Below are 20,674 nucleotides of genomic sequence, written 5' to 3' on the forward strand. Positions count from 1 at the left end.
AGAGGTAAAAGAAAGTGGTCAAACAGTTACGTATCGTATTATACTTCCCCAATGCCCGCAGAATTTTCTCTCACAGCGTTAATGACCATTGCAATCACCCTAATTGCAATAGGGTCTCTCATCTGCATCCTTTATCTCAGAGGTTTTCTATATAACAAAAGCGAAGGCCCAGGCCTATCTTCAGGAAAACATAACTATAAGAGTATCTTTGGACACAAGGTGTACTTTACACAGGAAGGCGAAGGGGATCACATCCTCCTTCTTCATGGTATTGGTGCCTCGCACTTCGTATGGAGATTTATCACTCCGAAACTAGCAGAAACTCACGCTGTCACGGCCGTTGACCTCTTAGGATTTGGTTTAAGTGATAAGCCAAATACTTTTAAATACGATCTAGATAGCCAGTGCGATATGATCTTGGAACTTCTTAAAAATTTAGGAATTAAAAAAACCACGGTAATAGGAAGTTCCATGGGCGGAACCATAGCCTTGAGGCTAGCTCAAATAAATCCCGAGCTATTTAATAAAGTTGTTGTTCTTTCTCCTGCTGCTGATCCAAAGATCACGTTCTTTGATCTCAATAGAATTTCTTTTCTTTCTCCCGTAGTAAGACCTCTTGTTACAGAAAGGTTTGTAAAGCAGATCATGAAGCGCGTTTATACAGATAAAAAGAATATCACCGATGAAAATATCAGAATTTATTCCGAACCTTATCTGAGCAGCGAAGGTGCTGTGGATTCTTTTGTAAAATCGTTTTCGCTTTTACGTGACCCACGAGTGTTCGAACAGCTGGATGGGATCAAAAATCCAGTCTTGATTATATGGGGACAAAAAGACCGCATCATTCCTTTTAAGTTTGCACAAAAAATTCAGAAAAAAATCCCACACTCACTTTTAGAAATTCACCAAACCGCCGGCCATCACGTTCAAGAAGACGATCCCGACTGGGTTTTATCTAAAATTTTTCCTTTTCTAAAAGCCTAAAGTATCATCCGGATCGTCAAAAAAATCCTCTTTTCCTCTCTGAAACTTGATATTGATCTAGGTTTCCGGATTTTTCTCCGGCCCTTCCTAAAGGTTTCAAAACGAAAGTCTTAAGACTGTTAGACCAGTTTTCATTGGTTTCATGTCCAGTCGTGTTATTCCCACCACAAGTCCTGTCAAGATATCGCCAGCTGAATACGAAAAGCTTCATGTAAGAACAATTATAAAAAGATTATGTGAGTAAACATGTTGAATGTAACTCACATCCTGAAAAAGGAAAGGAGGCTTTCAAGGATGAATTAACAAAGCGTAGGATAAAACGGATTAAATCAAAAAAAGAGTTTAAGTAAAAACGCTTAAACCAGAAATAAAAAAAGGCTCGGATGCCATCCTCATGAAGAGGTTAAACAAGGAAGGAATATTTATGAAATATAAAGATTAATTTAATTGGAGGATTTACTATGGGATTAAGAATTAGCACTAACATGCCAGCGTTAAACGCTCAAAGAAACCTGAAGAACAGTCAGGACGAAATTTCAAACAGCTACGCACAATTAGCTAGCGGTAGCAGAATCAACAAATCAGCAGACGATGCTGCAGGACTTGCGATCTCTGAGAACTTAAAGGCTCAAATCAGATCTTCAAGACAAGCCTATAGAAACGCTTCAGACGGTATCTCAATGGTACAAGTTGCTGAAGGTGGTTTGAACGAAATCGGTAACATCATCGTAAGATTGAGAGAATTGGGAATCCAAGCAGCTTCTGACACTATCGGTGACAGAGAGCGTGGGTTCATCAATAAGGAAGTTGATCAACTTAAGACGGAAATGCAACGTATCGCGGATGTAACTACTTGGGGTTCTACTAAACTTCTTGATGGTTCATCACAACAGTTCGATTTCCAAGTTGGTATCAATAACAATGAAGCAGAAGATAGAATCTCTTTCATGGCTCAAGAAAACGTTGCTACATTGGACGCTTTAGGATTAACAGGTGTAGATTACACTTCTAAAGAAGGCGCTCAAACATCATTAGCACAACTTGATGAAGCTCAATACAAAGTGAACGGCACAAGAGCAAACCTTGGAGCTCTACAAAATAGACTTCAATCAACTCTTAGTAACTTAAGCATTTCTGATGAAAACTTAAGTGCTGCGAACTCACGTATCAGAGATACAGATGTGGCGAAGGCTTCTTCTGAACTTGCAAAGAACAACATTCTTTTACAAGCTTCAACTTCCACACTTGCTCAAGCCAACCAAACTTCAGCAGTGGCATTGAAATTGTTATCGTAATCATAAGTAAAACCGTCCAATAGGACAGTTCAAGACCCCTAAAGGTAAAGCTTTAGGGGTTTTTTGTTTTTTGCCCTCGATTTGTGGATAATTCTTAAACATCGCAATGCGAAATAACCTTCTGGGGATTGCGATTTCATTGCTCGAAAAACCCTTTCCTGTTTAAATAACCCATATTGATTTTGATTCTAGTTTTTAGATATAAAAAATTATAAGACATAGATTAATTTATTTGGAGGAATCTCATGGCTAAGAAAAAGAAAGCGGCACCTAAAAAAGGAAAAGCTGCTAAAAAGACAGCTAAGAAAAAAGCTGCACCTAAAAAAGCAAAAGGGAAAACTAAAGCTAAGAAGGCAAAGAAAGCTGCGCCTAAAAAAGCTAAAGCAAAAAAAGCGACAAAGAAAGCCGCTCCTAAAGCTAAAAAAGCTCCAGCTGTAAAAGCTAAAGCTTCGCAGAAGGCGTCGCCGAAAATGCCTAAGTCAAACAAACCTAAAGTTCCTTCTTTAGAAGATATCGCAAAAGACAACAAGGTTGTAATTCCAACTTCAAACCCTTTTGCCGCTGACAACTTGAAATCAAACAATGATTTCTCAAGATCAGCAGAAGATTTGGATGATGAAGAAGCAGGATCTTCATTCAAAAAAGATGATAAATTTTCTGGATCAGCAGATGATGACTTTGATAGTCTTGAAGACGACGAAGATGATGACGAAGACGATGAAACTCCACCGGGCGGCGGATACTTCTGATTCTCATCACGCTATCGTGATACTAGAAGGCAGCCTAACAGCTGCCTTCTTTATTTGCGGGCTCTTGCTTTGTCTATGAGGCCTTGAATGACATGAGCCCTTCTTTGATTCTCTCGAACTCTTGATTCACTCACTTCTGTTTCTTCTTTGCCCAGAGCATTCACTTCAATTTTTTGAACCACCAACTCCCCTTGAATTTCTACGTTCAATCGATGTAGCTCGAGATCAGTCTTTGAGATATTAAAGTTAAAATTTCTATGCTGTGAATGCATGAGCAAATAAAAACTCATGGCATAACCTGGATTTTCGGCATCAATATCAAAAAACTTTCCTCTGCTCTGATTATAATGTTTGTATCCGTAGAACAATTCAATCGGATCTACAGTGAGGCTTATTTTTCTTTGATCCCACAAAAGCTTTGCCAGAGTGTTTAATGGATTTGTTCCGTTTTCGGCAATGACCACTAGAGTTCTCTTATTTTCCATCGACTCGTAAGTCTCAATTCTAAAATTAACTCCGTGGGAGCTTAAATGAGTTTCAATCAATGGAATAATTTGATTTGCCACAAAAAAGGCTTCACTCGGCAGAGAGCCAAGATCTGGCATATATGTGTTTACTTCTGAGAGCCTTTCAGAAAACTGTGTTAAGTTTTTCATAGATTGAATTAGAAGGTCTATCTCACCACCTACGAAACGTCTATGATTCCGAACAGAAAAGTATCTAGGTTTTCCACCATGAGTGTGGGTTTCTAGTTTTACAATTTTGCTCTCGAAAGGCTCTTCAAAAAGTCTCCCACACACAACACTCGCGTGCGCTTGCACAGAAAGAATCAAAGAGATAATGATGAACAGAAATGTAACTCTCATATCAGTTTTACATCCTACAAACTAAATTGAATCCAACAATTGATTTATCTTTAAACTTTAAGAAAGATTCTCTATCAAAATTCATATCCGAATATTGAAGAGCTCCGGGAGGACGCTGCCTGTAACCAGACTCAAACATTTCTTCTTGATCAAGATAAGAATAGTAAGTCCATTCATCAGATTTCTTTTCAAAATTAAAATATGGTCGACCATTAATTTGTTCTGTCGTAAGAGTCTTCTCAAATGAAGGCGTCGGGACAAAGCGAACTCTCTCGAAGGAGATGTTGCCATTGTCCAACTTGGTAAACATATTCCCTTTACAGTTCAGTTTGGCAAGTGCCTCTACAGATATTATGAGCGTGAACGCAATAATCCAATTTTTCATAATGTCTCCGGTAAAAAAAAACGGCTTCGGGAATTCCCTAAAGCCGTTATCGTTCAAGATTTAAGATTTAATTACTACTCTTTCGAGTGAACTGCGAAATTATCGAACTCACCGTACTCATGAAGCTTGTTATAAAGCGTCTTGATCGTAATTCCTAAAGCATTTGCTGCTCTAGTCTTATTACCATCAAAGTATGAAAGAGCTTTGATAATATATCTTTTCTCTAATTCATAAAGAGTTGTTGATGGATCGTAATCATCAAACACGATTTTTTGATCAGGGCTTCTGATGTTCTCAGGAACATCATTTGGCATGATCATGTGACCTTCAGATAAGATCTGAAGTCTTTCGCATACGTTTTGTAATTCTCTAATGTTACCTGGCCAGTCGTACTTCACCATGATTTTCATAGCTTCTTCTGACATTTGACGACCGCGGTTTAAATGTTTGTGTGAACCTTTCTCTAGGAAGTAAGAAATCAACAAAGGAATATCTTCTTTTCTTCTTCTCAATGGAGGCATATGAGCAGTGATCGTGTTGATTCTATAGAATAAGTCTTCTCTAAAATTACCTTTCATCACTTCTGTTTCAAGATCTCTGTTTGTTGCTGAGATTAAACGAATATCAACTTTGATTGGATCTTTACCACCAACTCTATAGATCTCACCTTCTTGGATGAATCTTAAAAGCTTAGCTTGGATACCCGGAGACAATTCTCCGATTTCATCAAGGAAAAGAGTTCCACCGTTAGCAACTTCTGCTAAACCAGTTTTCTTTGTATAAGCACCAGTGAAGGCACCTTTTTCGTGACCGAACAATTCACTCTCAAGTAATGATTCTCTTAAAGCACCGCAGTTAATAGCTACAAAGGGCTTATGAAGTCTTCGTGACTTCTCGTGAATTGTTTTTGCGATCAGTTCTTTTCCAGTACCGCTTTCACCGAGGACTAAAATAGTTGCGTCTGATGATGCTACTCTATCAACCATTTTTAATAGCTGACCCATAACATCGGCTTTATAGACGATCGTTGTGTTTTGTTCTGTATTAGATCCGTTGTTGCCAGAATCTAACGGATTAATGTTAGTATTCTTATTAGAAGGCAAAATTATGTTATCAGACGACATATACGTACCACCTTTGATTAGTTGCGTCGTTTAGTGTCTCAACTAAAGACTAGTCTTTGACACGAGGCACAATTTACCAGGTTGCTGTAATTAATGCAAGAAATTTTTTATACTCAGCGTTATAGTAAAATATTTAGCAATTACAGCTACTTATTAAAATATTCAACATCAAAAAGACTGCGACAGTAAAAAAAATATTATGGAAAGCCTACAAAGAGTAAGTTTGAAATATCTCTATCACCTTAAGTATGTCAAGGGCTATTCACCTCAGACAATTAGAGCTTATATAGTTGATTTAACACAACTTTTTGAAATTTCTACAAGTTATTTTGAGGAGAATTTGCCCAAAAAGCCGACAGCTGAAGGTCAAAAGCAGAAGTTGGATGAAAAGACTCTTTTGGCAACGATTCGAACCTACTTTTCAAATCTTAAAAGTCTTAAACCTGCCTCAAAAAACCGCAAAATCGCATCCGCGAAGAGCTTCTTGAGGTGGGCGTACGAAAATCAATATATTGATGAGGATCTTTCTCACAGACTTCACATCAATAAGGTGAACCCGGCTTTGCCCAAGTATTTGTCAGTGGATGAAGTGATGTCTTTATTTAAAACCATCAATGAGTCTATAAAAACCAAAGACTCTGATCAGCTGAACCAAGAAAAACTTATGATCACTCTAATGTATGGATGCGGCCTTCGCGTATCTGAGTTGATTGGTCTTACGTGGAATCAGGTCCATATAAAGAGAAAATGTCTTATTGTGATCGGTAAAGGAAAAAAGGAGCGTATGATTGCGCTGCCGTCTGGTGTTCTGAAACTTCTTTCACAGTATAAATGTGAGACCGAATATCTTTTTGAGAATCTCACGCAACGAAAAGTTTATTCTATTGTAGAAGGCTGGAGTAAACGCGCTGGTATTATAAGAAGAATCAATCCTCATGCTCTCAGACATTCCTACGCCACTCACCTTCTGATGAGCGGCGCAGATTTGAGATCTATTCAAGAACTTTTGGGTCATGAAAGCTTAACGGCCACTCAAAAGTACACGCATCTAGATATCGATCATCTGGCTCGTACTCTGGAGGCGCATCACCCGCTTTCGAAGAAGTAAAAATATCTATATCAGTGACATTCTGCTTCAAAAATTGCTTTGTACCCATATAAAATTTCTCCAACTTGGGCTGAATGATTTTTCACAATTGGGTTTGATTGCACTCTGAATCTGACGCCAGCAGAGCTTTCTGAATTATAAGATACAGTTGGATAATCAAGAACTTCTAGAACAGCTCCCGTCTCAAGTCTGCGAGTTTCATCAATGTTAAAATTTGTTGATGAGTTATAAAAAGTAAATCCGTTACTGTCATTAATGGCCAAAGTACAAGTTGGTGTGTACTCCGGATCATGACCTGGGGTTTCGTCACTGCGGCACTGTCTTGCCTCTTGACGAATCAAATCCAATATTTTCAAAGTTTGCCTAGAATCATCTTTTAAAACTGCTTGCTCAGCCTGTTTAGTTAAACGAATAATAAAACGTCCATCACAGCTCCCGCCAGAAGATTTATCAACACCATTTTTTCGTGGCTGAGCGTCGGCATTAAATGCAATCAAACTTGCTATAAATATTAAAAACATAAATTTCATAATTTTTTCTCCTTTGTTTGTTTTTTAAATACCTTGGTAATAAAGACGTGCATTCATTTCTTCATAGCTCATGGAATCTCCTGTTAGGGTTACTGGCAAACCGACATTAGCTTTGTAATGGCTTTATTTGAACCCGCAAGTTTGTAAGTTAAATTTGCCGATGATTCACCGGAGTTTAATCGCATCTTGATGTTTAAAATATTATCAGCTCTTAAACGTTCTAATAATTCTTCTGAGATGGGTTCTTCGACGTAGATTGCGGTGTCATCATTTATCAAATATGGCAATCCCATTTGTTGAGTTATACTGCTTGTACCAAAAGCAACGCTTTCAATTTGAGAATTCCAAACATTATTCCAGAACTCTCGAGATGGTCTTATTCTAAAATTAATTCCATATTCATTTGATCGACACGTAAGAATGAGTCTATTTCACTGTCAGTCCTTTACACTCGCAGTGTACTTTGGACAAGGATAGTAATCGCCCCATGGACCTGGAATCGTTTTGCATGTGCGCTCTTCTGAGCGGAAACTCCAAATCGAAGTTGGAGCTTGTGGTTCTGTTGGACTCGGTTTTGCCAATTCTCGAAGGATTTCTACTGCTTTTAATAATTCTCTATTGGTTTTTTCACGATATGGGTCAGATTTTTTTAACGTTTCAATAGCGTACTCTTTAGCATTTTGCGTATTCACCTTCGCCAGTTGTACAATTGATCTAAGCATGTAAATTGTGGAGCTGTGCCTATATAAATCCAATTCATTAATTAATCCCAAACCCAACCCATACGCGAGCTCATTATTTATTGTACTGGCATTCCTAATTACAACATTAGACATAACGTAAGTCGAAATTTCACGATAAGGATCAAAGCTCTTGCCTAATTTCTTTCCTGCATAAAATAAATTTTCATCGCAAAGAGATAGATTTTTTAAAGCATTATCAAAATTCGATTCAACTTGATGCTCTCTGTACGGATCCACCGTTGAAACGGTTTCATTTATCGTCTGAGTAGTGCAAGCCTCACTGGCTGGCGAAAATATCATTACTAATAAAAATAAGCCTATACAAAAATTCTTCATTGAGGTCCCCCGTTTAATTTAAAAATATTTATTTAACCAAATTATAAGCGGCTTCAATTTCATAAGGCGCAACGCTTTCGTTTGTATCAGGATCTTCTTTCACAGTGCATTTGATTGAAGGATTCTCCACTGGAGTTTCGGCAAAATAATTTTGACTTAAGAACACTAAAGGTAAAATTAATAAATATTGTTTCACAAAAACTAATCCTCGTTTGGTTTCGATAAATATCTACTCGCTGCATAATTTTCTCTAGATTAATTTTATAAATTGTTATAGTGTTCTTTTATTTTAAAATAACTAATTTGTATTAAGTAATTGAAATTATATAACTGAATAGAATTTATTAAATATGATTAATGATGTATTTAAATATAAAAATTTCCGTGAGGATAAATTAATCACAATGGCAAACTTACAAAAGGTTTGCGCTTTAAACTTTCCAATCATATTGGGCTATCGACAAATCTATTTTTCAAATCGCCGTCGTGGGCTGTAGCCGTCATGCTATAACGGCTAATCCATGGATACTTATTATATGTTACTGAGCAGTATTCCAGAACCCTTTTAAATCTTCATTTACAATTTTTGGTAGAGCCAACAAAATATGTACCATGAACATTGTTAGCCAATATCAAAGCCGATTCATGGGGAATGATATCATTGTTCTCGTCCAAATAAGATGCCAGGACAACCACCGTTTCATATTTGGCCGACTTCTCGTAGCTTTTAGCAAAATAGGTTTGAACTTGATCGGAGATCTTCCCTCTAATTCCATATTTTTTCAGTGTAGCTTCAATCTCTACAGGCATTTTTCTAGTGTCTGAAGCAAGTACCAGAGCAGGCATTTCCATACCCTGCTCTACCCCACCAGACGACGGAAAACTGAATAACAATCTGCCTGGCACATCCAAATACAATCTCATTCCGGCCATATTTTCATAAGTGCAATAGGTTATACCTTTTGCCGTTTTGGCTCTTTCTTTAGCTAACGGTATCTCGCGAATGATTCTCTTCTCCTCCGCTGGGGTGATCAATGGAAAATCTTCCGCGTGGGTAGTTATAGATATAAGCATAATTACTAAAAATAATTTCTTCATAAACTCTTTCTCCTTTTTTATTAAAATCTTCATGTTTCTTTCTGTAATTTTTTAATTTGAATAATGAGGGCTATTCCAAGTGGGAAATGCAGGGGCTTGATCACGGAATGCTTTCACAGCTTCGATAGCTTTAACCCATTTGTCTAATTCCATATCTAAAAGACTCATATTGACTACAAAAACTGAGTCCTTAGAGTTTACCTTGATCACATTTGTCGTTGAGCTGCAGCTCGTTTCAGAATGTGCGAACTTTTGGTGGTATCTATGATTCTTTTCACTTCCACTGAAGTTTAATGAGAAGAACAATAGACGGAATTTCAACCCACCAGATCTGTCATCTTTTTCGTAATTCTTAGTGTTGATATAGTTCGTGGAAAGGCAGCGAGTCACTGTTTGCGAACCAATAAAACTCACCTCTCTCACCATCGCAAAAGTTTCTTCAATATTTTGCCATGGCACGTCCTCACCCGCCTGAATCATTTCATAGATGGCTGAAGCTTGAATCATCGCAAGTTCTTTCATAATAACAAGGCTGGACTCGTTCTGATTCATCAGATCATTTAGACTTTTTCTCAGTTGAGATAGGCTTTTTACAGCCGCAGACTCTTGCGCCAAGACTTCTTTTGGATTTGCAGCAATGATTTTCGTAATATCCAAACGACTTTTACTTGAGTCCTTATAGCTAAATGAACCACTGATCAGAAACCCGCTCAATCCTCCTCCATATTTATCTTGAGAATTGGTAGTTTTTCTTTCAGTCAAAACTTCTTTATTTATCTCGTGAATTGTAGAATTCATCTGCACTTGAATTTTATTTAAACCAAGACCCTGATAGATCATACGAATGGCTTTATCTGTCTTAATTAAAATTTCTTTAGAACTATCATATTCAGAAATATTTGGAATCAAAAGATTTTCCGATCTCGCAATCGATATATCCACGAACATAAGAACCGCTAAAATAAAAATTATTTTTTTCATAAATTCTCCAAACTATTAAATTAATAAGTCGCCAAGTATTGACATTCTATTACAGTCTTCTCTCGATCAGAGCCATAGCCATTCCATTGATCACCAAAACATTTCATGAAGGCTTGATTGGAAAAATTGATTCTTTTAAAAACAGAAGAACATTGATTTTTAATAGATTCTTCGCTTTTATAGCCATCGTTATAATATGTTGTTACACACAGTCTGTAACTCGCATCTAATTCAACGTCTTTGGATTCAGTGCTTAAGAAACTTTTAATCACGCTTTGAATTTTTTGATCCAGTTCTGCATCGATTCTTTGCTCTAAAGATTCTCCTGTGTAGCCAAGATCTTGTCCCTGACTCAAAAGATAAGTTTTCAACTCGCGATTAAACATATAATTCTGATCAGAATTAGCCACCTCATAATCAAAAACCAAAAGCAGACTTTTACTATTAGGGTCTTGCAAATAAAGTGGGATTGCTCTCACGGCATTGATATCATTTCTGATTTTTTCTTTGTCTTCAGACAACAAACCAAACGAGCCGCGTTTTAAAGCTTGGTGAAAAGCTTGTATGTAAACTAAGTTTGTTCTTTTAAGCAAGTTGAGTAGATCTAAAAAATACCCACTTCGATGTTCTTCAATGGCTTTCATCACTTGGTTCTGTGTATGCACAGAAAAGCTTGAAAGCTTTTTCCCTAAACGATCATATTCTGCAGAGAAAGTATCTTTAGGAACAGCAATGATTTCTTTTCTATTTGATTTTGGATCAAGACCGGTTTTGATTCTTGCTTCATCCAAACTCTGTTTAGCCAGAGTCATGGCCGCCTCATATTGCTGCTGCGACATTAGAAGGTTCAACTGATTAAAATTTGCTGACACTTTCTCTACTAAGACTTTTAGCATTTCATCCGTATTTGCTGCTTTTGGTGGATTTAAACTTTGTGTTGAAGTTTCTTCTTCTTGAACTTCTTTTTTCTTTCTTCCAAAAGCACCGGCTTCTGCTGGTAAACAACCAATTAAAAATAATACTGCTACAATTGTTGCAAGCGTGCAGCGCAAAATATTTCTCATAAGCATCTCCTCTTTTTTGATTCGTGTAACTTCTACGCTTTGCGCAATTTTCTCTAGATTAATTTTATAAAAAGATATAGCATTCATTTATTTTAAAATAATGAAAATTACTTAACTAATTGATATTAAAAAGATATATGGAATTTTTAAATAATGAAAATAGATGTAATTAATTATAAAAAATATAAAAAGTATCTCGCTGATAAAGTCGATCACGATAGTAAACTTACAAAAGGTTTACGATTAAAGCTTTGTGACCACATTGGATGTCAGCCCTCTTATCTCTCTCAAGTGCTTAACGGAAATCCTCAATTCACTCTAGAGCAAGCACATCTTATCAATAGTTTTTTTATGCATAATAAGTTGGAAGCAAAATACTTTCTCCTACTCGTGCAAATGGAACGTGCAGGAACAAAAAATTTAAAAGATTTTTTCTCTGAGCAAATTGAAGAAATATTGGAATCTAGATTTGATCTTAAAAAGCGTCTAAAAGAAACAGATGAAATTCCTGATGAAGCAAGACATCGATACTACAGCACATGGTACTATTCGGCGATTCACATCATTCTAGCAATACCTGAATTTCAAGACATCGACTCCATTGCCAAAAGATTTAATCTTCCTCCTCAAATAGTTAAAGACGCAATTCAATTCTTAGATGAAACGGGACTCATTAAAAGCGAAAAAGGAGTCTACGTGCTCACCAACAAAACGATTCACTTAGAAAGAAATTCTGTTTTCATACATCAGCATCATATCAACTGGAGGAGCCAGGCTTTACAATCAGCAGAGAAAAACCTGCCGACAGACATGCACTACTCTAACACTTGCTCTATCGCTAGAAAAGATTTTCCAAAAATAAAAGAAATCTTTTTAAAAGCCATTGAAGATGCTAGAACTGTAATCCGACCTTCTAAAGACGAAGAACTGTACGCCATAACCTTAGATGTATTTAATGTATAGAGGACTTATGAATAAAAAAATTTATTTAGTGATCGCAATACTCGTCTCTTCAGTACAATCTTTCGCCGGACATGAGAGTGGCGGTGGTGGCGGAGTACTTTACGGCAAATCCAAGCCCGTCCTTGTAGACTTCCTCAATATTAATCCTGACTTTGAAGACAAAGACTCCCATTTAGAATGGAATTCTTCACAAATTAATGATGTGAATACAAAAATTGAACTGACTAGAATAATTGAAGACCAAGTAAGATCTGAGAATTCTGCATTTGATCTCGCTTTGACTATTATAGAAAAATGGGAAACACAATTTTTAGATTTTACAGCCGGCACAATTCATACCGCTTTTATGAAACCTCTAACATGGAGCTTTACTGAAAAAAACCTTTCAGCTCCAGACTCATACCTACCTATTCCAACTATTTCTCGGAACAATATTAAGACGGCTGCTTATTATGAAAAAGATGGTCGCAATTACTCTGTTATAATCTCTAGAAAAATTTGGAATGACCTTGGAGTTCTTAGCCAGGCAGGACTTCTCGTACATGAAGTTCTTCGCCACCAACAGATCGGATGGTCGAATCAGTTTGATGAGAAAAGCTTACAGCAAGCTACTGCGCTGATCATGTTGTGCGAACCCCACTCTAGCATCAATCAATATTTATTTTATGTTACTCAAAATAGATCAGATCTTGCTCAATATTTAGTTGGAAACTTTGATGAAGTTATAAAAAAATACTGTAAGAGGGTTTTATGAAATTACTTATTACGCTACTTATTCTTAGTTCTTTAAATGCTCTCGCAGCAAAGCCGCCAGAGCAATCAACGGTAGATCAATATGTTTATCTTGCTTTAAATTTGAGTAATGAGCAGCTTCAAGGCAATGGTAAGTTTACTTGTGAGTATGCAGTTGTATTGGATTCAACGTTCACATCTCAAGGTAAAAGCTTAATGGAGGCGCAAACAAATGTGGCTTTAAGATGCATTAAGAACAAATGCAATCAAATGCCTTCGCTATTGGCAGCGGCACACCTAGAGCTTACAGCTGTTGGTGATGAAGAGTTAGCCCTATTGATGAAAGGTCTAGGTCATACCCAAGAAGAAATCAACAATGCCCTGAGCAATAGGAAAAATCCCGATGCAGACCACACAACTGCTTCGACTTGCGCTGAAGGATCGTCGACACTACGTGCATTTGCAGTTGATTCTTGTTTTGCTATTCCTATGCAATGTTTTGAAAATTAACCTCAATAGGTTTGCCCACAATTATAGTATCTGATAGTTTTTAGATATGCACAAAGCAATATTCCTAGATAGAGATGGCACCATTATCGTAGATAAAGTGTACCTCAACGATCCTGACCAGATTGAATTTCTTCCGAATGCCATTGAAGGCCTAAAGCTTTTTCGCGACATGGGCTTCAAGATTTATGTCGTCACCAATCAGTCTGGCGTTCCTCGAGGGAAAGTCACTATTCCAAATCTAAATGAAATTCACCGAAGAATGAGCGTTGAATGTGAAAAGCATGGCATAACGATCGAAAGATTTTATTACGCTCCTTATATGACAGATTCAAATCACCACATGAGAAAACCAAATCCCGGAATGCTCGAAGAAGCCCATAAGGATTTTGGTGTAGACTTCAAGAAAAGTTGGATCATCGGAGACAAGATGCTCGATGTAGAAGCGGGCCACAGAGCTGGCACTCGCTCTATACTATTAAAGACAAGCGGTGAAGATCCTGAAAAATCAGACTTTGCTCCGCCAGAATACATCGCAAACGACCTACTAGACAGTGCTCAATTTATTAAAGCTAGCGTACTATAAAAAACTACCTCTATTCTCGATGATTTTTAAAATCCGTACTCGGCGTTGAATAAGAATCCGAGTGTCCACTTGTCATATTCTTGAGAAGGCGTGTCGGAATCGTTCAACACGTAGGTTCCGAGAAGAGTTCCGCTGAGCCACTCGGAGAGCTGTTTAGTAAGAGTCAAATTCACAGTCTTATTTATATCTTTTTCTTTGGTTTCATAATCCAAAAGGTACGCTGTTAAGCCTCCTGCAAAAGTGGCTTTGTCATTAAATACTGGTGTCAGATAAAGCGCGCTGATATCAAAACGCTTTGAGCTATTCGTCGCATCCTCAGCATTTGTCGTTGTGAAGTTAAGGTCAGCTAAAATTCCTTTTGTCTTTCCAGGATTTATAAAAACCATATTTGACCATTTAAAATTGATCTTATTCGCATTCTTACCTTGATCAGCTATTTCAAAAAAATCATCTTTTCTAAATCCTAAAGTAAAAGTCGTAAACCAATCATCTCGCATGATGAAAGTATTCCCTGCCTCTAAGAAATAACCTTTCAAAGTTTTCTTAGGATCACCTGTATCCGCCTCTTGTCCCAAGTACAGCAATTCATAACCTGGCTTGATATCTAATTTGTAGGATTTCCCAAAGAGCGCAGTCTTATAAGCAAAAGGAGCATTCACTTGAATCGACCATGGATCGTAATGAGTGGCATCGTCATTCTGTGTATAAATATAATCTGATCTCACCTTCAAACCAAATTCATATGCTTTTGTGAATACAGGACGATAGTAGGCACCCAAACCCAAAATGTATCTTAAGCTTTTCTCTTCTGTTGCAGCTCCTTGGTCACCGCTCGAATCACTCTGCTGTAAAACATTTGAGTCGTAAAGGGCCCCCAGTGAAGCATTTAAGAATATTTTTGTTTGTTTTAGTTTGGCGTATTGTAGAGCTTGATTGATGTTATCGATATAGTTTTCTGCTCTGGAATCTAGCTTTGGATCCTTTGAAGTATCCAAAACCTCCTCAAACATAGGTTTAGCTTTTTCATAAGTTTTTTGATCGTAATGAATTAAACCCATATAAAAACTTGCAAGCGGAGAAAGCTTTTCGTCTTTTAATTTTTTTAAATCTGAAAAAGCCAAAAATGCAGATTCATAATCTTTCATCGCATAGAGAGAAAGAGCTGCATAGTAGAGAGATTCCTTCTCGAATTCTTTATCTTCTTTTGCGACGTTAAATATCACTGCAGCTGCATTGTATTTTTCTAATTTGTACAAACTCATTCCATACTGGAAATAATATTTTGTCAAATTTGGATTGAGTAGAAATGCCTTTCTAAAATTATCTTCCGCCTGTTCAAATTGGTTAGTCTTATAAAGATCCAGTGCTGCTTCTGCAAATTGCTCTGCCTCAGCAATTCTTTTCTTTTCGGCGGCGTCACCAGCCGCAGCAAATTCTTTTTTGTATTTTTCGATACGTTGTCTTTCTGTTTGCTCTAAGCGGAAACGGTCCACGAGTCTCTTTTGAACTTCTTTTCTTCTCGTTTCATTATCTAAAGCAAATTGCGCAAGCTCTTGGCTGTCCATTATGGCCTTCGCAGCGGCATAGTCTTTAGATGTTACTGAGGAAAGATCCATCGAAGGGGATTTTTGATTTTGTAACTTTATGAGATTTAAAGCTTCCTGTGCTTGGTCTTTGTTTTCGAAAACTTCTAAAGTTTGCACTCCTACTTCATTTTTTCTATAGAACAAGGGCTTTCTCTTGAGTTGACCTGAAACAATATCTTCGCTGATTTTCTTTAGCTCTTTTTCACCTAGTAATTCTTTTTCATTTAAAACATAAACCTCGGGCTTAATTGATTCATCACCTCCCCAGGAGATAGAATATGTCCCTGAAAATATGGATGAGTCTGGAGCAGTTTCTTCCAGTAGCACCTGCATTGTCTTTGCACTCTTACCATCACGAAGGATCACAACACCGCTATCAATCACAGCGGGATCCTTATTCCAAATAGCGCTACCTAATTTCACTTGAACGATTTTTTTGGAATCAAATTCTGCACGTGATTTTCTAATCTTAGTTTGAGCAAATGCAAAATTTGAAAACAAGAGAACATAAATAAATGCAATTAACTGATGTTTTATCACTTGCTGATACCCACTTTAAAAAGTCATATTCGAGAGGCAACATTAGAATATACCTTATGGATTGGGCTGTAAATTGATTAAGAGATTGGTCTTACCTTGGATGAGTGTCGGATCAACCGTTGTCGGCACCCCACACTGGCCATTCGGGCAAGGTTGATTTGTCCCAATACCAATTGTAGGAACAATTGGAGGTGGAGGCATTTGATTATTACCAGTAACCACTGGAGCAGAGACATCTTCGCCCATTTGATTCAACACAGATCCTGGAGCAGTAGCACCATTATCTTGCGGTGGCTGGTTTGAAGGAGTTCTTTCTTTTTTCTCGCCATTAGGTTGAGCCGGTTGATCGCTCTTTGCTGGCGGAGCTTCGGCAACTGTTTGTGAATTGAGTGAATTCATCTCTGCCTCTGGCATTACCACTGGCGTTGCTGGAGCCGTTCCCATTGCTGCCACAGTGAATTGCCCAGGTGTCACAGAAACGGGATTTGTAATTTTACCCATTTTATCTAGACCCGAACCCACTTCAACTACACCTTCAAATGTCACGACTTTAGACGTGCTTGTCACTTCGTTGAAGGACACTAGGAAATCTGTCCCCCTTACACCGGCTACTGAAGATTTTGTTTTTACTTGGAACTTATTCGTATCCCCATCATATTTTTGGTTTACAGTTGTTCGCACTTTTCCGTAAATTACGTTCAGCAAGGCACCTTTCTTGTTCGTGTCCGGATTGTATTCATATTTTTCTAACAAAAATTTAGAATCAGGAGAAATGTTGATAACGTTTTTATCTACCATCACAAGTTTTGCTCTAGAGTCTTTTCCTGTCGAAATAGTATCGCCTTGAACAACTTTGGTTCCTACTTTAGCTTTTATGGTTTTGTCTTTTTGAATGACTTGTACATCACCTTTTACAACCATCAAAACACCATGAGCGTTAGAGTTTGCAAAAGAATTTGGGCTTATCAAAATGAAAAATAAAAAAACGCCACTTAGGGTTTTCAAGCTAAACTCCTTAAAATACGTGCTATATCGTGATTCGCCTATCACTATTATATCGGATTTTTAAGAGCTGAACTTGATGTCATCTCAGTTTGAGACGGCTCTCAATTTGGGTCGAGGTCTACTCGTCCAATATAGTCTTCCAGTGAAGATTTAAGCTTTCTATAATCAGGACTGTCTTCGTATTGCGGGTGAAAAGTTACGTAGTCCGAGAACTTCTTTTTTAGAATTCCACCCAAGTCTCCACCTAACTCTAACATTCCTTGAGTGTATAAAAATTTAATTTCGAAGTGTTTTTTTAGAGCAGAGAAATCCTTCGCTTTTTCGAGTGCCTTTAAGCCATGCCCTAAAAGTGAAAATAAAGACTGAGAATCAGGTGCATCTTCCTGGGCCACGAGCTCAATCAATCTTAGAAAGTAAAAGCTAAGATTGAGCTTATCGTAATCCGTTCTTAGGCCTTCAAAACTATCGATGATTTGAGCTTCCATTAAGACCGGAAGCATTCCTTCTTGTTTTGCTTGCTGATATTGAATTTCAATAAAATGCGTGGGCTCTAAAACTCCGCCACCGAATCTTTTTTTACTTTTGAGTGCCGCCGGAGCCATGGCAGAAATTTTTGCGCCTCTTTGATTTATTCCATTCACCATCAGATGAGAGTCGGAGTATTTACTAACTTTGAGAACTATGATTTTGTCTTTTTGATGTTTCATTGATTAATTCTGAAACACTCTGTAAGCAGCACCAAAGGTGATGAAAACAGCTGTGATATTTGAAGCCGCGAGGAAAAGTGAAACGGATGCCACCGTTGGATCAACTCCAATTCTTTTCATTACAAGTGGAATCAAAGTTCCGATAGAAACTGAGCATAAAAGTTGAACAAGCAAGCTCGCACCCATAAAACAGCTAATAAATAAAGTTTCGCCGGCAAGTAAACTTAAAATTGTAGAGAGAATTCCAAAAACTAAACCAAACACCACCGAACAGATCATTTCATTTTGTAAAAGTTTTTTGATAGCTCTCATATCAGGATTTTCAGAAATCAAAGCATTTACGATGGATGTTGCTGATTGAAGCCCGACTGCTGAACTCATAGCAAGAATAATAGGTAAAAATGCCGTTACCGCAAGCCAAGCTTGAGAGGTTTTTTCGTAAAGCAGTGACCAAATGAAGTTATAGCAAATCACACCGCCAATGTAAGTTACAAGTAGCCAAGCCGATCTTGCCTTAATACGTCCCCAAGGACTCTCATCATCACTAGCAGACACGAGACCCATTGCGAGTAAATTTTCTTGTGCTTCTTCACGGATAACGTCGATCACATCATCTACCGTGATCACACCCATGAGTGTATTCGTGTCGTCAACAACTGGAACTGATAAAAAGTCATAACGTTCAACAATTTTAGAAACTTCAATCTGATCTGTCTCTAAAGCAACGCTCACAACTTCCGCCGTCATAATGTCCTTTAAAGTTTCGCGAGGCTTTGAAAGAATGATTTCTTTTAGAGAGACAACCCCGGAAAGTTTATGTGAATCATCAATGACGTAGATATAAAAAGTAATGCTCGCATTGTTTTCGTCGCTTTGCATACGACTGATAACTTCTGAAACCGCCATATCCTGAGGGAAAGCCAAATATCCAGAACTCATCAATCCCCCAGCTGTGTCCTCCGGGTATTTCATAAGATCCGTGACTTCCCTTTTTTCGTCGGTCTGCATTGAGTCTAAGATCGTTTGCGAAAGTTCTTCTGAAAGGTTTCCTAAAAGATCTGCAGCATCATCCGTTTCCATTTCGGTAACGATGGCTGTAACTTGGGCCTTGTCTAATTGCTCAACAACCTCTTTTTGGATGTCTTCGTCCAAGTGGGATACAATTTCAGACTTCTTTTCGATAGAAAGCTTAAGAGCTAATAGCTGGCTACGTTCATGCGGATCCAACTCTTTTAGAATGGCTGCAATATCCACCGCGTGCGTTTTATCCATAATAATTTGGATATTTTTAAGGGCATTACGTCTTAAAAGCTTTCTAACGCTCGATATGAGAACTTTAAGTCTGTTATCTATCATAAAATATATATAATGCGGCCCTTACAAGATGTCACCGATTGAATTTACGAAATTTTTATGAAATTATAGCACCCTTTAGAAAGATCAGGATAAGGACGTAAAACTATGAAAATTTGTGTAATCGGTACGGGCTATGTTGGATTAGTTGCGGGCGTTTGCTTTGCAGATGCTGGTCACGATGTTACTTGCGTGGATAAGGACCCTAAAAAAATCACCCTTTTAAACGACAAAAAAATTCCTATCTACGAGCCAGGGCTTGAGGAATTGTTAGAACAGGCTGTTCAAAAAAAGAAAATTCTGTTCACTACTGATCTTCCAAAAGCAGTACAAGCCAACGAAGTGGTATTCATCGCCGTTGGTACTCCAGAAAAAGATGACGGAAATGCCGACATGGGCCCAACATATCAAGTTGTTCAATCCATCTGTGACGCTGCCAACGGACAAAAATACGTAGTTCTAAAAAGCACAGTTCCAATCGGGACTGGCCGTGATGTTAAAAAATACTTCAAAGAAAATTGCAAACACCCAGTTCAGGTTGTGAACAATCCGGAGTTTTTAAAAGAAGGCGCCGCAATCGAAGACTTCTTAAGACCCGACAGAGTCGTTATTGGTTGTGAAACTGAAGAGACTCGAAAAGTTATGCAAGAACTCTATGATCCATTTGTGAAAAACGGAAATCCTATCATTTTCATGGACAATACATCGGCTGAAATGACGAAGTATGCAGCGAACTCTTTCTTGTCGGTTAAAATTAGCTTTATCAATGAGATGGCAAGACTGGCAGACGCTGTCGGTGCTGATATTGACTCTGTAAGAAAAGGATTCACATCAGACTCAAGAATCAACCCGGCGTTCTTCTACCCAGGTGTAGGCTTTGGTGGAAGCTGTTTCCCAAAAGACGTTCATGCTCTGATGAAGTCTGGTCACAAAAATAATGTACCTATGAAGATCGTAAGCTCCGCCCTTGAAGTGAATAGAGATCAAAAGTATTACCTAGTTCAACTTGCTGAAAAGCACTTCGGTGGAAGTCTCAAAGGCAAAAGAATTGCAATGTGGGGCTTAAGCTTTAAACCTAAAACTGACGACGTAAGAGAAGCTCCTGCTCAGTACATGATTGAAAAATTAAATGAACTTGGTGCGACCGTAATTGCCTATGACCCCGTTGCTGGTGAAAATGCCAAAGAATTCTTTGGAACTCCGTTTGATCTAGGAACTGACGCGCTTGAAATTACAAAAGGTGCCGATGCGCTCTTTATCGTCACGGAATGGAATGAATTTAAAAATCCAAATCTTGAAGTTGTAAAAGCGAATTTAAAAACTCCTACAATCTTTGATGGTAGAAATGTTTTAAATCCCGCAAAAATGAAACAACAAGGTTTCAATTACTACTGCGTGGGCAGACAAGCTTTGGTCTAAGAAAGGATTCACT

At 37.8% G+C, this 20,674-nt stretch carries 23 protein-coding genes; 9 read left to right on the forward strand and 14 right to left on the reverse strand.

Annotation, left to right across the window (positions count from 1 at the left end; translation table 11 throughout):
• The first annotated feature begins 51 nt into the window (after window positions 1-51).
• From V4596_07345 to V4596_07355, 3 genes are all read left to right on the forward strand, one after another.
• The gene (locus V4596_07345) at window positions 52-984 is read left to right on the forward strand and encodes an alpha/beta hydrolase (GenBank protein ID MES2768942.1); all 933 of its coding nucleotides are present in this window, start codon (window positions 52-54) and stop codon (window positions 982-984) included.
• Between the two features lie 461 nt (window positions 985-1,445).
• On the forward strand, window positions 1,446-2,279 hold the full coding sequence (locus V4596_07350) for a flagellin (protein MES2768943.1): 834 nt from the start codon (window positions 1,446-1,448) through the stop codon (window positions 2,277-2,279).
• Window positions 2,280-2,524: 245 nt separating this feature from the next.
• The gene (locus V4596_07355) at window positions 2,525-3,028 is read left to right on the forward strand and encodes a hypothetical protein (protein MES2768944.1); all 504 of its coding nucleotides are present in this window, start codon (window positions 2,525-2,527) and stop codon (window positions 3,026-3,028) included.
• A gap of 50 nt (window positions 3,029-3,078) precedes the next feature.
• On the opposite strand, the gene V4596_07360 is transcribed toward V4596_07355, so the two are convergent.
• The 3 genes from V4596_07360 to V4596_07370 form a co-directional block, all read right to left on the reverse strand.
• Window positions 3,079-3,894: a hypothetical protein gene (locus V4596_07360; protein MES2768945.1), complete on the reverse strand. Its 816-nt coding sequence runs from the start codon at window positions 3,892-3,894 to the stop codon at window positions 3,079-3,081.
• Between the two features lie 7 nt (window positions 3,895-3,901).
• Window positions 3,902-4,279, reverse strand: a complete 378-nt coding sequence (locus V4596_07365; GenBank protein ID MES2768946.1) for a hypothetical protein — start codon at window positions 4,277-4,279, stop codon at window positions 3,902-3,904.
• A 74-nt stretch (window positions 4,280-4,353) separates the two neighbouring features.
• Window positions 4,354-5,403, reverse strand: coding sequence for a sigma-54 dependent transcriptional regulator (locus tag V4596_07370; GenBank protein ID MES2768947.1), 1,050 nt, complete (start codon window positions 5,401-5,403; stop codon window positions 4,354-4,356).
• A 199-nt stretch (window positions 5,404-5,602) separates the two neighbouring features.
• Between V4596_07370 and V4596_07375 the strand changes: the two genes are divergently transcribed.
• Window positions 5,603-6,511, forward strand: coding sequence for a tyrosine-type recombinase/integrase (locus V4596_07375; protein ID MES2768948.1), 909 nt, complete (start codon window positions 5,603-5,605; stop codon window positions 6,509-6,511).
• 11 nt (window positions 6,512-6,522) lie between these two features.
• Here V4596_07375 and V4596_07380 read toward each other — a convergent pair whose 3' ends face one another.
• The 7 genes from V4596_07380 to V4596_07410 form a co-directional block, all read right to left on the reverse strand.
• Window positions 6,523-7,041 carry a hypothetical protein gene (locus V4596_07380; protein ID MES2768949.1) on the reverse strand — a complete coding sequence of 173 codons (519 nt, stop codon included), beginning with the start codon at window positions 7,039-7,041 and terminating at the stop codon, window positions 6,523-6,525.
• 89 nt (window positions 7,042-7,130) lie between these two features.
• Window positions 7,131-7,328 (reverse strand): hypothetical protein, encoded by a 198-nt coding sequence (locus V4596_07385; GenBank protein MES2768950.1) that lies wholly within the window; start codon window positions 7,326-7,328, stop codon window positions 7,131-7,133.
• A 150-nt stretch (window positions 7,329-7,478) separates the two neighbouring features.
• Entirely contained in the window at window positions 7,479-8,120 is a 642-nt protein-coding gene (locus V4596_07390) for a hypothetical protein (protein ID MES2768951.1), read from the reverse strand.
• 28 nt (window positions 8,121-8,148) lie between these two features.
• On the reverse strand, window positions 8,149-8,316 hold the full coding sequence (locus V4596_07395; GenBank protein MES2768952.1) for a hypothetical protein: 168 nt from the start codon (window positions 8,314-8,316) through the stop codon (window positions 8,149-8,151).
• 377 nt (window positions 8,317-8,693) lie between these two features.
• Window positions 8,694-9,218: a hypothetical protein gene (locus V4596_07400; GenBank protein MES2768953.1), complete on the reverse strand. Its 525-nt coding sequence runs from the start codon at window positions 9,216-9,218 to the stop codon at window positions 8,694-8,696.
• Between the two features lie 51 nt (window positions 9,219-9,269).
• Window positions 9,270-10,199, reverse strand: a complete 930-nt coding sequence (locus tag V4596_07405) for a hypothetical protein (GenBank protein MES2768954.1) — start codon at window positions 10,197-10,199, stop codon at window positions 9,270-9,272.
• Window positions 10,200-10,219: 20 nt separating this feature from the next.
• A complete protein-coding gene (locus tag V4596_07410; protein ID MES2768955.1) occupies window positions 10,220-11,263 on the reverse strand; it encodes a hypothetical protein in 1,044 nt (347 codons plus the stop codon).
• Between the two features lie 153 nt (window positions 11,264-11,416).
• Between V4596_07410 and V4596_07415 the strand changes: the two genes are divergently transcribed.
• The 4 genes from V4596_07415 to V4596_07430 are packed head-to-tail and all read left to right on the forward strand — an operon-like array spanning window position 11,417 to window position 14,051.
• A complete protein-coding gene (locus tag V4596_07415) occupies window positions 11,417-12,226 on the forward strand; it encodes a TIGR02147 family protein (protein MES2768956.1) in 810 nt (269 codons plus the stop codon).
• Between the two features lie 7 nt (window positions 12,227-12,233).
• The gene (locus V4596_07420) at window positions 12,234-12,980 is read left to right on the forward strand and encodes a hypothetical protein (protein ID MES2768957.1); all 747 of its coding nucleotides are present in this window, start codon (window positions 12,234-12,236) and stop codon (window positions 12,978-12,980) included.
• Window positions 12,977-13,468 (forward strand): hypothetical protein, encoded by a 492-nt coding sequence (locus tag V4596_07425; protein ID MES2768958.1) that lies wholly within the window; start codon window positions 12,977-12,979, stop codon window positions 13,466-13,468. The genes V4596_07420 and V4596_07425 overlap by 4 nt, the downstream gene beginning before the upstream one ends.
• 46 nt (window positions 13,469-13,514) lie before the next feature.
• Complete coding sequence (locus tag V4596_07430) at window positions 13,515-14,051, forward strand: HAD family hydrolase (GenBank protein MES2768959.1); 537 nt, start codon at window positions 13,515-13,517, stop codon at window positions 14,049-14,051.
• A 26-nt stretch (window positions 14,052-14,077) separates the two neighbouring features.
• Here V4596_07430 and V4596_07435 read toward each other — a convergent pair whose 3' ends face one another.
• From V4596_07435 to mgtE, 4 genes are all read right to left on the reverse strand, one after another.
• The gene (locus V4596_07435) at window positions 14,078-16,138 is read right to left on the reverse strand and encodes a hypothetical protein (GenBank protein ID MES2768960.1); all 2,061 of its coding nucleotides are present in this window, start codon (window positions 16,136-16,138) and stop codon (window positions 14,078-14,080) included.
• 93 nt (window positions 16,139-16,231) lie between these two features.
• Entirely contained in the window at window positions 16,232-17,146 is a 915-nt protein-coding gene (locus tag V4596_07440; protein ID MES2768961.1) for a FecR family protein, read from the reverse strand.
• A gap of 137 nt (window positions 17,147-17,283) precedes the next feature.
• Window positions 17,284-17,889: a DNA repair protein RecO gene (gene recO, locus V4596_07445; GenBank protein ID MES2768962.1), complete on the reverse strand. Its 606-nt coding sequence runs from the start codon at window positions 17,887-17,889 to the stop codon at window positions 17,284-17,286.
• Window positions 17,890-17,892: 3 nt separating this feature from the next.
• Window positions 17,893-19,245 carry a magnesium transporter gene (gene mgtE / locus V4596_07450; protein MES2768963.1) on the reverse strand — a complete coding sequence of 451 codons (1,353 nt, stop codon included), beginning with the start codon at window positions 19,243-19,245 and terminating at the stop codon, window positions 17,893-17,895.
• 105 nt (window positions 19,246-19,350) lie between these two features.
• On the opposite strand from mgtE, the gene V4596_07455 reads away from it, so the two are divergent.
• A complete protein-coding gene (locus V4596_07455) occupies window positions 19,351-20,661 on the forward strand; it encodes a UDP-glucose/GDP-mannose dehydrogenase family protein (protein ID MES2768964.1) in 1,311 nt (436 codons plus the stop codon).
• Window positions 20,662-20,674 lie beyond the last annotated feature (13 nt).

Source organism: Bdellovibrionota bacterium (genome assembly GCA_040386775.1).
Lineage (GTDB): Bacteria > Bdellovibrionota > Bdellovibrionia > Bdellovibrionales > JAEYZS01 > JAEYZS01.